The organism is Streptomyces cinerochromogenes, assembly GCF_014648635.1.
GTDB classification, from domain to species: Bacteria; Actinomycetota; Actinomycetes; order Streptomycetales; family Streptomycetaceae; genus Streptomyces; species Streptomyces cinerochromogenes.
On the sequence record NZ_BMRM01000006.1, the window covers coordinates 319,333 to 331,540 of the forward strand.

Below are 12,208 nucleotides of genomic sequence, written 5' to 3' on the forward strand. Positions count from 1 at the left end.
AGAGGGCCCCCGCAAGCAGCGATAACCTGCGAGACGGACATGCCGCGCGCTCGGACACCGTGTGCGCTTCCCTAGTGACAGCGGACGTCACGTTGCCCTTCGCGGCACGCCCACGCATCCAACGAACCGCGAGATCACTGATAGGGACGGAAGCGCGTGGACCTGTTCGAGTACCAGGCGAGGGACCTCTTCGCCAAGCACGATGTACCGGTGCTGGCCGGTGAAGTCATCGACACGCCTGAGGCGGCGCGCGCGATCACGGAGCGTCTGGGCGGCAAGTCCGTCGTCAAGGCGCAGGTGAAGGTCGGTGGCCGCGGCAAGGCCGGCGGTGTCAAGCTGGCCGCCACCCCGGACGAGGCCGTCGCCCGCGCGACGGACATCCTCGGCATGGACATCAAGGGCCACACGGTCCACAAGGTCATGATCGCCGAGACCGCTCCGGAGATCATCGAGGAGTACTACGTCTCCTTCCTCCTCGACCGTGCCAACCGCACGTTCCTCTCCATCGCCTCCGTCGAGGGCGGCATGGAGATCGAGGAGGTGGCGGCCACCCGCCCGGACGCCGTCGCCAAGATCGCGATCGACCCGATCGACGGTGTGGACGAGGCCAAGGCCCGCGAGATCGTGGAGGCCGCCAAGTTCCCGGCCGAGGTCGCGGACAAGGTCGTCAACGTCCTGATCAAGCTGTGGGACACCTTCATCAAGTCGGACGCCCTCCTGGTCGAGGTCAACCCGCTCGCGAAGGTCGCCTCCGGTGAGGTCCTCGCGCTCGACGGCAAGGTGTCGCTGGACGACAACGCCGAGTTCCGTCACCCCGAGTACGAGGAGCTCCACGACAAGGCCGCCGCCAACCCGCTGGAGGCGGCTGCCAAGGAGAAGGGCCTCAACTACGTCAAGCTCGACGGTGAGGTCGGCATCATCGGCAACGGCGCCGGTCTCGTCATGAGCACCCTGGACGTCGTCGCGTACGCCGGTGAGCAGCACGGTGGCGTCAAGCCCGCCAACTTCCTGGACATCGGTGGCGGCGCCTCCGCCCAGGTGATGGCCAACGGCCTGGAGATCATCCTGGGCGACCCGGACGTCAAGTCCGTCTTCGTCAACGTCTTCGGCGGCATCACCGCCTGTGACGAGGTCGCCAACGGCATCGTCCAGGCCCTGAAGCTCCTGGAGGACCGCGGCGAGAAGGTCGAGAAGCCGCTCGTCGTCCGTCTCGACGGCAACAACGCCGAGCTGGGCCGGAAGATCCTCACCGACGCCAACCACCCGCTGGTGCAGCGCGTCGACACCATGGACGGCGCGGCCGACAAGGCCGCCGAGCTGGCCCACGCCGCCAAGTAAGCACTCAGGACGAGGACACAACACACCATGGCTATCTGGCTCAACAAGGACAGCAAGGTCATCGTCCAGGGCATGACCGGCGCCACCGGCATGAAGCACACGAAGCTCATGCTCGGTGACGGCACGAACGTCGTGGGCGGCGTGAACCCGCGCAAGGCGGGTCAGACCGTGGACTTCGACGGCACCGAGGTACCCGTCTTCGGGACCGTCAAGGAGGCCATCGAGAAGACCGGCGCCAACGTCTCCGTCATCTTCGTGCCGGAGAAGTTCACCAAGGACGCGGTCGTCGAGGCCATCGACGCCGAGATCCCGCTGGCCGTCGTGATCACCGAGGGCATCGCCGTGCACGACACGGCCGCCTTCTGGGCGTACGCCGGCAAGAAGGGCAACAAGACCCGGATCATCGGCCCGAACTGCCCCGGCATCATCACCCCGGGCCAGTCCAACGTCGGCATCATCCCGGGCGACATCACCAAGCCGGGCCGCATCGGCCTGGTCTCGAAGTCCGGCACGCTGACGTACCAGATGATGTACGAGCTGCGCGACATCGGCTTCTCCACCGCCGTCGGCATCGGTGGCGACCCGATCATCGGCACCACGCACATCGACGCCCTCGCCGCGTTCCAGGAGGACCCCGACACCGACCTGATCGTGATGATCGGTGAGATCGGTGGCGACGCCGAGGAGCGCGCGGCCGCGTTCATCAAGGAGAACGTGACCAAGCCGGTCGTCGGTTACGTCGCGGGCTTCACCGCGCCCGAGGGCAAGACCATGGGTCACGCCGGCGCCATCGTCTCCGGTTCCTCCGGCACCGCACAGGCCAAGAAGGAGGCCCTGGAGGCCGCGGGCGTCAAGGTCGGCAAGACCCCGACCGAGACGGCCAAGCTCGCCCGCGAGATCCTGAGCGCCTGAGCTTCAACGCGTGCGCGTGCGCGTGACGCGTGACGCCTGGCGCCTGGCGCCTGAGCTGCGCGGTTCCGACGCCCGAGCGTCGTAGCGTGCCGTCGGCAGGCCAGTCCTGCCACGGGTAGGCCCGTCCCCTTCGCAGGGACGGGCCTACCGGCGTTCCCGGGCCCGCGTGCTCACCCTCACCAGGCCCACGTGCTCACCGCGGCCACGTGCGCACCTCACCAGGTCCGCGTGCTCACCGCGCTCACGCGCTCACCCTCACCGGGCACGCGGTCACCCCGCCCGCGCCCTCACCGTGTCTGCGGGAACACCCGCTCCGGGCCGCTCGCCTCCGAGCGGTGCAGCTTGGCCCGCAGGGCCAGTTCCGCCCGGGACAGCGGTCCCAGGCCGGCCGGTGGCGGGACTCCCTGCACCGCCTGGGCCGGGGCCACCGGGGCCTCGTAGCGGGTCGGCGCCGTGCGCAGCGTGAGGGCCGTCGCGCCGATGATCGTGACCGTGAAGGCGATGGCGGCCCGGGTCCAGAAGACGTTCCGGCGCTCGCAGCCGGTCCGCACCAGCGTCGGCCCGGCCGCGCGCACGTGCTCCGCCGAGGCCAGTTCGCGCAGCCGGCGGTGCAGCTCGGCGGGGTCGGCCAGTTCCGGCAGCCGCGCGGCCACCGCCTCGCGGGCGTGGGTCAGCCGGTTCGCGGCGGCCGGGGTGCTCGCCTCCGTCTCCGCCGCCGTCTCCGGCAGGTCGAGCCCCACGCCGTCGTACAGGACGAGCGTGCGCCGGTACGGGGCCGGCAGTCCGAGCAGCGTGTGCAGCAGTTCCCGGTGGGCCGGGTCGGCCGGCGGGGGCTCCGGGGACCGGTAGCGGGGGCGGAAGCGGTGCCAGGGGGAGAGGGCGCAGTCGTACGCCACCGCCCGCACCCAGCCGGCCGGGTCCCGGTCCCGGGCCACCTCCGGCCAGCGCTGCCAGGCCAGCTGGAAGGCCTGCTCCACGGACTCGCGGGCCAGTTCCCGGCGCCCGGTGAGCAGATAGGTCTGCCGTACGAGGGCGGGGGCGCAGAACGCGTACAGCGCGTCGAAGGCCTGAGCGGGCGTCAGGCTCACCAGTTCCGAGCATTGCTGAGGGACCGTCGGCTCGGGGCTCTGTGTCGTCGTCACCATGCACCCTTCCGTACGAAAAAGAACATAAACGTATATTGAGCGACACAGCGGGGGTTCGCCTGTTACGACGGGAAAGCGCGTGTCGTTGGGAGCATGGCGTGCGTGATCCAGATGACCGCCCACCGCTCGCCCTCCCCGCCCCTGCTCTCCCGGATGCGCGACCGCTCGCCCGGTCTCGGCGCGAGCCTGCTGGGCGGTGCCGTCGCGGCCGGACTGGGCCTCGGTTCCTTCGCGGTGCTCGTGATGATGCTGTGGGTCAGCTCGCCCTACCCGGACAGCGGACCGGAGGGCGCGCTGCACATCGCCGCCGCCCTGTGGCTGCTGGCGCACGGCGTGGAACTGGTCCGCACGGACACGCTCTCCGGCGCGCCGATGCCTGTCGGCGTCACCCCGCTGCTGCTGCTCGCCGTGCCGCTGTGGCTGGTGTACCGGGCGGCGCGGGACGCCACCGAGGCGCCGGCCGAGCCGGACGGCCCCCCGCCGGTACGGGCGCGCACCGCGTGCACGGGTGTGGTCCTCGGCTATCTGGGTGTGGGCGCCGCCGCGACGCTGTACTGCTCCAGTGGCGAACTGCGCGCGCAGTGGGTCTGGGTGACGGTGTGTCTGCCGATCGTCGCGGCCAGCGCGGCCGGCGCCGGGGCCTGGTCGGCGTACGGCCGCCCGCACCAGCCCCTGCGCCGCGTGCTGGAGGCGCTGCCGGGTCCGGTGCGGCGGCTGGTGTTCGGAACGGACGCGCGGGCACGGCTGGGTGCGGCCGTACGCGCCGCCGGTGCGGCGACGACGGTGCTCTTCGGGGGCGGGGCGCTGCTGGTCGGGGTGTCCCTGGTGTGGCACGGCGAGCCGGCGCGGGCGTCCTTCCTGCAGCTGACCGAGGGCTGGACGGGACGGTTCGCGGTGCTGCTGCTCGGCATCGCCCTGGTCCCCAACGCCGCCGTCTGGGCCGCGTCGTACGCGCTCGGCCCCGGCTTCCTCCTCGGCACCGGCCACCTGGTCGCCCCGTTCGGCTCCGACCCCGCGCCGCTGCTGCCGCCGTTCCCGCTGCTGGCCGCGGTGCCGGACCCGGGCGCCGGTACGCCGCAGAACTGGGCGGCGGGCGTGGTCCCGGCGCTGGCCGGGATGACGGCGGGGTGGTTCGTGGCGCGGGCGGCCGTACGGCGGGGGGCCGGCGCGCCGGCGCGGGCCCGCTGGTCGGCCGGCCGGACCGCCGGGGTGGTGCTGCTGACGGCGCTGTTCTGCGCGGCGGCCCTCGCCCTGCTCGCCGACCTGGCGGGCGGCCCGCTGGGCGTGGCCGCGCTGGCCCGCCTCGGCCCGCTGTGGTGGCGGACCGGGGGTGCGGCCGGGGCCTGGACACTGGTCTTCGCGCTGCCGGTGGCACTGGGCGCACGGGCCTGGCGACTGCGCGGCCGACGCCGGCACCCCCACGGCATCCCGGCGCAGGGCACGGAGACGGCGGGCGGGACGGCGGGGGAGAAGACGGCTGAGACGGCGGGTACGGCGCCGAAGGCGAGGCGGGGCGGAAAGGCGGCGGTACGGCCGACGGCCGCGGCTGGGGCGACGGCGGCAGCCGTGACGGCAGAGGCCACGACAGAGGCCGCGACAGAGGCCGAAGAGGCTACGGCGGCCACGGGCACGGCAGCGGCTACGGCGGCCACGGCCACGCCCACGGGAGCGGCTACGGCGGCAGACGAATCGCCGGCTGCCGAGTCACCGGTGGGGGAGCCGCCGGCAGGGGAACCGTCGGCTGCCGAGTCGGCGGCCGGTGAGTCGGCCGGGGCGGGAGAAGCGCAACACGCCGGAGCGGCGGCGGCCTCGACGCCGGACGCGGACCCGGCCGACGGCGGGAGCGCGTCCAGGTTCCCGGCGGGGCGGCTTCGGGGACGGGACGCCCGGGCAGCAGGGCCGGCGGAACGAGCAGCATCAGCGGAACCGGCGAGGCGGGCGCTGTGGGGGAGGAGCGGGAGCACCGACACGGGGAACACGTCCGCCCGGACGGGGGCCGCGGGCGGTACGTCGGACGCGGCGGAGGAGGAGCCGTACGAGGCGCTCCCCGCCGAGGACGCGTTCCCGTCCTCGTTCCCGGCGCCCTTCCCGACCTCGTTCACGGAGCCGTTCCCCGCCGACTGGCACGACGACGTCGCCCGGGCCTCCCGCTGGGCGGCCCTGAAGGAGGCGGCGGCCACCGAGTCGCAGCCGGGCGCGGGTTCGGACCTCCACCCCGATCCGCACCCGGGCCCCCGCCGCGAGCCCCGACCGGATTCCGGTGAGTGAGAGGCCTCAGCCGTTCTCGACGCCCAGTACGCCGCGCAGTTCCCGGGGCAGCAGGGTCTCGCAGGACTGCTTGGCCTCATGGGTGAGGGCGTCGTCCACGCAGGTGTAGTAGTCGCGGTAGACGAGCTGGACGGTGAACGTCGAGGCCACCAGGACCAGGGCCAGGGACGCCGTCACCAGGCCGCTGACAGCCGCCGTCGTCTGCGGCTTGCCGGGCGGGGCCGCCGGGGCGTCCGGGGCCGGGCGGCCCGGCTTGGCACGCAGGGCGCTGCTGCCCCAGTACAGGGCCAGCGCGCCCAGCAGCAGCGCCACGTAGGGCCAGCTGAAGAGGGCGAAGAAGACCGCCCACATGCCGGACAGCAGGGCGTACCGGGCGCGGCGCTGGGCCGGGTCCGTCGGGTCCCAGCGCATGCCGGGGCCGGCCGGTCCGCCGGGCCCCTGCGGGCCACCGCCCGGCCGCTCACCGAAGCCGCCGGGGGAGCGCCCGGGCTGCTGGTCACTCCACTGGCCGCCCCAGGAAGAGCCGCCGCCTGGTCCCTGACCGCCGCCCTGCCCCTGACCGTTGCCGGGCCACTGACCGTTGCCGGGCCACTGACCGCCACCCGGTCCCTGACCGCCGCCCGGTCCCTGACCGTTCCCCGGCCACGGACCGCCACCGTGCCCCTGCCCGTCGCCCTGCCCCTGCCCGTGGCCCTGGTCCTGGCCGTGCCCCTGGCCCTGACCGTGCCCCTGACCTTGTCCTTGACCGTGCCACTGCCCCGCACCAGCGCCGTACCCCGGACCAGCGCCGTACCCGGGACCCGATCCGTACCCCGGACCCGATCCGTACCCCGGACCCCAGCCCGCGCCGTGCCCCCAGCCCGCACCCGGTCCCTGGCCCGCGCCGCCGGACGCACCCCCGGGATGGCGCGGCTGCCACGGGCGGTCCGGAGCATCCTCCGGCGGCGGCGCGAACGGATTGTCGTCCTGCCGCTGACCACCGCTCCCGGAGCCGCCCCGCCCAGCGTCACCCGAGCCGCCCGCCCCGGAACCCCCCGCGGAGCCGCCCCGGGGGGACTCCGTCGGCGGTGAGGCCGGTCCCTCCCGCAGCAGGGCTGCGCCACCCTCGCCCCCCTGGGCCGGGCGCGGCGGGAACGTGAGGAGTCGCAGGCTGCGATCGGGCATCAAAAGAGCGTCTTCCCCTAGGTGACTACGGCAGTCCGTCATGAGCTTCCACCCCGTGAACGCACCGCACGACCACCGCGTTCCCGAGGCTGCTCCTTCGTGACTCCTTGCGAACGCTACCGTCCGGCCGGACACCCGTCCCGAGGGCCCCTTCCCGAGTGCCGGTATCGTTGCTGGCGGTCGGCCGCTTCGTAGACTTCCCCGTATATCGGGGCGCGAAGCATTCGTACGACTGTACAAACCGCCCGGTCGGCGACGGCCGTGCACGGATCGCAACCCGAGAAAGGGCCCCATCGTGGCCGCCACCACCCCTGGCCCAGCGGTCAAACGCCTCGTCGTGCTGGTCTCCGGATCCGGTACCAACCTGCAGGCGCTCCTGGACGAGATCGCCGCCGTCGGCGCGGAGGCGTACGGCGCACGGGTCGTGGCCGTCGGCGCGGACCGCGACGGCATCGAGGGGCTGGCCCGCGCCGAGCGCGCCGGGATCACCACCTTCGTGCGGAAGGTGAAGGACTACGGCTCCCGCGAGGAGTGGGACGCCGCGCTCGCCGAGGCCGTGGCCTCCCACCAGCCCGACCTCGTCGTCTCCGCCGGCTTCATGAAGATCGTGGGCAAGGAGTTCCTGGCCCGCTTCGGCGGACGCTTCGTCAACACCCACCCCGCCCTGCTCCCCAGTTTTCCCGGTGCCCACGGCGTCCGTGACGCGCTCGCGTACGGCGCCAAGGTCACCGGCTGCACCGTCCACTTCGTTGACGACGGCGTCGACACCGGGCCGATCATCGCGCAGGGCGTGGTCGAGGTCCGGGACGAGGACGACGAGAGCGCGCTGCACGAGCGCATCAAGGAAGTCGAGCGAAGGCTGCTCGTAGAGGTCGTGGGGCGGCTCGCCCGCAACGGCTATCGCATTGAGGGACGAAAGGTAGTTATCCAGTGACCGCCGAGAGCAACAAGCGGGCCATCCGTCGCGCGCTCGTCAGCGTCTACGACAAGACCGGGCTCGAGGAGCTGGCCCGCGGGCTGCACGAGGCCGGTGTGGAGCTGGTCTCCACCGGGTCCACGGCCGGCCGGATCGCCGCCGCCGGCGTCCCCGTCACCAAGGTCGAGGAGCTGACCGGTTTCCCCGAGTGCCTGGACGGCCGGGTGAAGACCCTGCACCCGAAGGTGCACGCGGGCATCCTCGCCGACCTGCGCCTGGACAGCCACCGCGAGCAGCTCGCCGAGCTGGGCGTGGAGCCGTTCGACCTGGTGGTCGTCAACCTCTACCCGTTCCGGGAGACCGTCGCCTCCGGCGCCTCGCCCGACGAGTGCGTCGAGCAGATCGACATCGGCGGCCCCTCGATGGTCCGCGCCGCCGCCAAGAACCACCCGTCCGTCGCCGTGGTCACCAGCCCGCAGCGGTACGCCGACGTCCTCACCGCGGTGCAGGACGGTGGCTTCGACCTCGCCGCCCGCAAGCGCCTGGCCGCCGAGGCCTTCCGGCACACCGCCGAGTACGACATCGCCGTCGCCTCCTGGTTCGCCTCCGCGTACGCCCCCGCCGACGACTCCGCGTTCCCGGAGTTCATCGGCACCACCCTGGAGCGCGCGCACACCCTGCGCTACGGCGAGAACCCGCACCAGCCCGCCGCCCTCTACACCTCCGGCGAGGGCGGACTCGCGGCCGCCGAGCAGCTGCACGGCAAGGAGATGTCGTACAACAACTACACGGACACGGACGCCGCCCGCCGTGCCGCGTACGACCACGCCGAGCCCTGTGTCGCGATCATCAAGCACGCCAACCCCTGCGGCATCGCGGTCGGCGCCGACGTCGCCGAGGCGCACCGCAAGGCGCACGCCTGCGACCCGGTCTCCGCGTACGGCGGTGTGATCGCCGTCAACCGGCCGGTCAGCAAGGAGATGGCCGAGCAGGTCGCGGAGATCTTCACCGAGGTCATCGTGGCCCCGGACTACGAGGAGGGCGCGCTGGAGGCCCTCACCAAGAAGAAGAACATCCGCGTGCTGCGCTGCCCCGACGCCCCGGCCCACCCGGTCGAGGTCAAGCCGATCGACGGCGGCGCGCTGCTCCAGGCCGCCGACCGGCTCCAGGCCGCGGGCGACGACCCGGCCAACTGGACCCTGGCCTCGGGCGAGGCCCTGGACGCGGACGAGCTGGCCCAGCTCGCCTTCGCCTGGAAGGCCTGCCGCGCGGTGAAGTCCAACGCGATCCTGCTCGCCAAGGACGGCGCCTCGGTCGGCGTCGGCATGGGCCAGGTCAACCGCGTCGACTCCTGCAAGCTGGCCGTGGAGCGGGCCGGCGAGGAGCGGGCCCGGGGCGCCTACGCGGCCTCCGACGCCTTCTTCCCCTTCCCCGACGGCCCGGAGATCCTCATCGGCGCCGGTGTCCGGGCGATCGTCCAGCCGGGCGGCTCGATCCGGGACGAGCAGGTCGTGGAGGCCGCCAAGAAGGCGGGCGTGACCATGTACTTCACGGGCACGCGCCACTTCTTCCACTGAGCGGACCCGCCGCCTTCGCAGGGGCCCGCCCGTCGTCCGACGGGCGGGCCCCTGCCCGCGCGTACGGCGGTCCGTCCCCGCCCGGCCCGGAAAGGGGAGTTTTTCCCACCGACTTCTCCGCTCCCGCCCCGCCACAATGAGGGACCGAACGAGGGGTCGAGCAGGAGTACGAACAGGGGGGAGCGAGTCGTATGGACGACCGCACGGCACAGCTCGGCGGGTTCCGGCCGCCGGAGGCGATCAGGGGGTTCTCGGTGGCCGCCGGACTGACCGGCCTGCGCCGGGCGTCGGCGCTGCACGGGATGTCGGTCGCCGCCTTCGGCCGGTCGCTCGCCGTGTGCGGCGCGATCAGCCTGATGGGGCCGGGCCTCGGCCTGGTGCCGCGGGCCATGGAAGGGGTGCGCGGGCTCGCCGCGCGGCAGCGGGATCGGGCCCGGCGCTGGGCGGGCGTGGAGATCCCGGGCCCGCCCGGGCCGCTGCCGCCCGCGCCCGAGGGCGCCTCCGGGATCGTGGCCCGCTACCGCTGGATCATGAGCGACCCGCAGGTCCGGCGGGAGTACGTCTGGGTGCTCACGGACCCGGTCGCCGGCGGGCTGCTGGCCTTCCTCCCGCTCGCGCTGGTCCTCAGCGGCCTGTGGGGCGTCTTCCTCGCCTTCTTCGGGGTGCGGCTGTCCGCCGAGTGGGACGGCCTGTGGTACGCGTTCGTCCCGGTCGAGGGCCGGGCCACGGCGGTGCTCGCCGGCGTCCTGGGCCTGCTCCAGCTGCCGCTCGCCCTGTGGGCGGCCCCGCGTGTCGTGCGCCGGCACGCCCTGTACACCCGGGCGATGCTGGCGCCGGCGGAGAGCGAGCTGATGGCCGGCCGGATCCGGCACCTGGCCGCCACCCGCTCCGCCGCCGTGGACACGCAGATGGCGGAGATCCGCCGGATCGAGCGTGACCTGCACGACGGCGCCCAGGCCCGGCTCGTGGCCATGGGCATGACCCTGGACGCGGCCGAGCGGCTGCTGGAGACCGACCCCGGGGCCGTGCGCGGCCTGCTGGCCGAGGCCCGGCAGTCCTCCTCGGCGGCGCTGGAGGAACTGCGCGACCTGGTCCGCGGCATCCACCCGCCGGTCCTCGCCGACCGCGGACTGACCGACGCCGTACGGGCGTTGGCCATGGTCTGCCCGGTCCGCACCGAGGTCCGGGCAGACCTGCCGGGCCGGCCGGAGATGCCCGTGGAGTCCGCCGCCTACTTCGCCGTCTCCGAGATCCTCACCAACGTCGGCAAGCACGCGGGGGCCGGGCGGGCCTGGATCGAGCTGCGCCACGAGGACGGGGCGCTGCGCGTCACCGTGACCGACGACGGCCACGGCGGCGCCGACGCCGCCCGCGGCACCGGCCTGCGGGGCATCGAACGCCGGCTCGCCACCTTCGACGGCGTGCTGGCCGTGAGTAGCCCGGCGGGCGGACCGACGATCGTGACGATGGAGATCCCGTGCGTGTTGTCCTCGCCGAAGACCACTTCCTGCTGAGGGACGGGCTGATCCGGCTGCTCGGTGCCTACGGCCACGAGGTGGTGGCGGCCGTGGACACCGGCACCGGTCTGCTGGACGCGCTGGGCCGGGAACAGCCGGACGTCGCGGTCGTCGACGTCCGGCTCCCGCCCGACTTCACCGACGAGGGGCTGCGCGCCGTCCTCGCCGCCCGCGCGGAGAACCCGGAGCTGCCGGTGCTGCTGCTCTCCCAGTACGTCGAACCGCTCTACGCCCGTGAGTTGCTCGCCACCGGCGGCCGAGGCGTCGGCTACCTGCTCAAGGACCGGGTCACCCACGGCGCCCAGTTCCTCGACGCCATCGAGCGGGTGGCCGCGGGCGGCACCGCCATGGACCCCGAGGTCGTCTCCCGGCTGCTGGCCCGCACGGAGCGGGACGTGTCCGTCGGCAGCCTCTCGCCACGGGAACGCGAGGTCCTCGAACTCGTCGCCCAGGGCCGCTCCAACGCGGGTGTGGCGCAGGCCCTGTACGTCACCGAGAAGGCCGTCGCCAAGCACATCGGCAACATCTTCACCAAGCTCGGGCTGCTCCCCGCCGACACCGACAACCGCCGGGTGCTGGCCGTCCTCGCCCACCTCGCCCACCTCGACCAGTGAGCCCGGCGGCCGGTGAGCCCGGCCGCGACGCTCGGCCGCGACGCCCGGCTGCGGCGCCCCGGGAAACACACCGGGCCGCACCCCGTCCGGACGGACGGAACGCGGCCCTGGAGTGTTCAGGTGCCCCTGAGGCTCAGTACCGCGGGCGGTTGAACCAGGCGGAGGCCGAGCTGGTGACCATCGACGCGAGGATGATGCCGGCGATCGCCAGCGAGATCAGGCCGCCGAAGGTGGCGGAACCGTTGCCGCCGTTCACCATGTTGCTGATGCCGCCGAGGATCATCAGCGCCGCGTAGACGATCGTGGTGACGCGGATGCCGCTGCCGCCGTTCTTGAACTTCACGCCCAGGAAGATCGACAGCGCGCCCAGCGCCAGCAGCAGACCCGCGATGAGGAAGCCGAGACCGGCCAGACCGTCGGTGGAGTCACCGGAGCCGACGCCGTTCGACGCGTCCTGGAGGGCGCCGATCGCCACACCGGCGATCAGACCGAACAGGATCTGGAAGCCGGACAGGACGAACAGCAGCACCCGCGCCGTCTTCATCAGGCCGGGCATCTCCATCGGGACGCCGTAGCCGGGCTGCCCGAGCGGCGGGGCGGCGGGGTAGCCGTAACCGGCCTGGCCCTGCGGGGCGGCCGGGTAGCCGTAGCCGGGCTGGCCCTGCGGCGGCTGCGGGGGGTAGCCGGGCTGCTGACCCTGCGGCGGGCCGTACGGGTTGTTGGGGTCGCCAAAGCTCATGGCGGTCTTCCTCCGTTT

General features: G+C 73.5%; 9 protein-coding genes and 1 pseudogene. 7 read left to right on the plus strand and 3 right to left on the minus strand.

Annotated elements, in window-relative coordinates; genetic code table 11:
• The first annotated feature begins 156 nt into the window (after window positions 1-156).
• Window positions 157-1,338 (plus strand): ADP-forming succinate--CoA ligase subunit beta, encoded by a 1,182-nt coding sequence (sucC, locus tag IEZ20_RS14645; protein WP_189298326.1) that lies wholly within the window; start codon window positions 157-159, stop codon window positions 1,336-1,338.
• 27 nt (window positions 1,339-1,365) lie between these two features.
• The gene (gene sucD / locus IEZ20_RS14650; protein ID WP_189298329.1) at window positions 1,366-2,250 is read left to right on the plus strand and encodes a succinate--CoA ligase subunit alpha; all 885 of its coding nucleotides are present in this window, start codon (window positions 1,366-1,368) and stop codon (window positions 2,248-2,250) included.
• 287 nt (window positions 2,251-2,537) lie between these two features.
• On the opposite strand, the gene IEZ20_RS14655 is transcribed toward sucD, so the two are convergent.
• The gene (locus tag IEZ20_RS14655; protein WP_229896063.1) at window positions 2,538-3,395 is read right to left on the minus strand and encodes a SigE family RNA polymerase sigma factor; all 858 of its coding nucleotides are present in this window, start codon (window positions 3,393-3,395) and stop codon (window positions 2,538-2,540) included.
• A gap of 93 nt (window positions 3,396-3,488) precedes the next feature.
• On the opposite strand from IEZ20_RS14655, the gene IEZ20_RS40705 reads away from it, so the two are divergent.
• Entirely contained in the window at window positions 3,489-5,663 is a 2,175-nt protein-coding gene (locus IEZ20_RS40705; protein WP_373303929.1) for a cell division protein PerM, read from the plus strand.
• Window positions 5,664-5,669: 6 nt separating this feature from the next.
• Here the strand turns inward: IEZ20_RS40705 and IEZ20_RS39680 are convergent.
• Window positions 5,670-6,203: pseudogene (locus IEZ20_RS39680) on the minus strand (hypothetical protein); the annotation flags it as partial.
• Window positions 6,204-7,122: 919 nt separating this feature from the next.
• On the opposite strand from IEZ20_RS39680, the gene purN reads away from it, so the two are divergent.
• The 4 genes from purN (at window position 7,123) to IEZ20_RS14685 (ending at window position 11,451) form a co-directional block, all read left to right on the plus strand.
• Window positions 7,123-7,761 carry a phosphoribosylglycinamide formyltransferase gene (gene purN, locus IEZ20_RS14670; RefSeq protein WP_189298332.1) on the plus strand — a complete coding sequence of 213 codons (639 nt, stop codon included), beginning with the start codon at window positions 7,123-7,125 and terminating at the stop codon, window positions 7,759-7,761.
• A complete protein-coding gene (gene purH / locus IEZ20_RS14675) occupies window positions 7,758-9,320 on the plus strand; it encodes a bifunctional phosphoribosylaminoimidazolecarboxamide formyltransferase/IMP cyclohydrolase (protein ID WP_189298333.1) in 1,563 nt (520 codons plus the stop codon). Before purN ends, purH begins: the two co-directional genes overlap by 4 nt.
• A gap of 191 nt (window positions 9,321-9,511) precedes the next feature.
• Window positions 9,512-10,834 (plus strand): sensor histidine kinase, encoded by a 1,323-nt coding sequence (locus tag IEZ20_RS14680; RefSeq protein ID WP_189298334.1) that lies wholly within the window; start codon window positions 9,512-9,514, stop codon window positions 10,832-10,834.
• Window positions 10,798-11,451: a LuxR C-terminal-related transcriptional regulator gene (locus IEZ20_RS14685; protein ID WP_189298335.1), complete on the plus strand. Its 654-nt coding sequence runs from the start codon at window positions 10,798-10,800 to the stop codon at window positions 11,449-11,451. The genes IEZ20_RS14680 and IEZ20_RS14685 overlap by 37 nt, the downstream gene beginning before the upstream one ends.
• 133 nt (window positions 11,452-11,584) lie before the next feature.
• Here IEZ20_RS14685 and IEZ20_RS14690 read toward each other — a convergent pair whose 3' ends face one another.
• Window positions 11,585-12,190 carry a hypothetical protein gene (locus IEZ20_RS14690; protein ID WP_189298336.1) on the minus strand — a complete coding sequence of 202 codons (606 nt, stop codon included), beginning with the start codon at window positions 12,188-12,190 and terminating at the stop codon, window positions 11,585-11,587.
• Window positions 12,191-12,208 lie beyond the last annotated feature (18 nt).

Coding starts and splice junctions, on each gene's coding strand:
- sucD (WP_189298329.1), top strand. CDS start 1,366: ATGGCTATCTGGCTCAACAAGGACAGCAAGGTCATCGTCCAGGGCATG.
- IEZ20_RS14655 (WP_229896063.1), bottom strand. CDS start 3,395: ATGGTGACGACGACACAGAGCCCCGAGCCGACGGTCCCTCAGCAATGC.
- IEZ20_RS40705 (WP_373303929.1), top strand. CDS start 3,489: ATGGCGTGCGTGATCCAGATGACCGCCCACCGCTCGCCCTCCCCGCCC.
- IEZ20_RS14680 (WP_189298334.1), top strand. CDS start 9,512: ATGGACGACCGCACGGCACAGCTCGGCGGGTTCCGGCCGCCGGAGGCG.
- IEZ20_RS14690 (WP_189298336.1), bottom strand. CDS start 12,190: ATGAGCTTTGGCGACCCCAACAACCCGTACGGCCCGCCGCAGGGTCAG.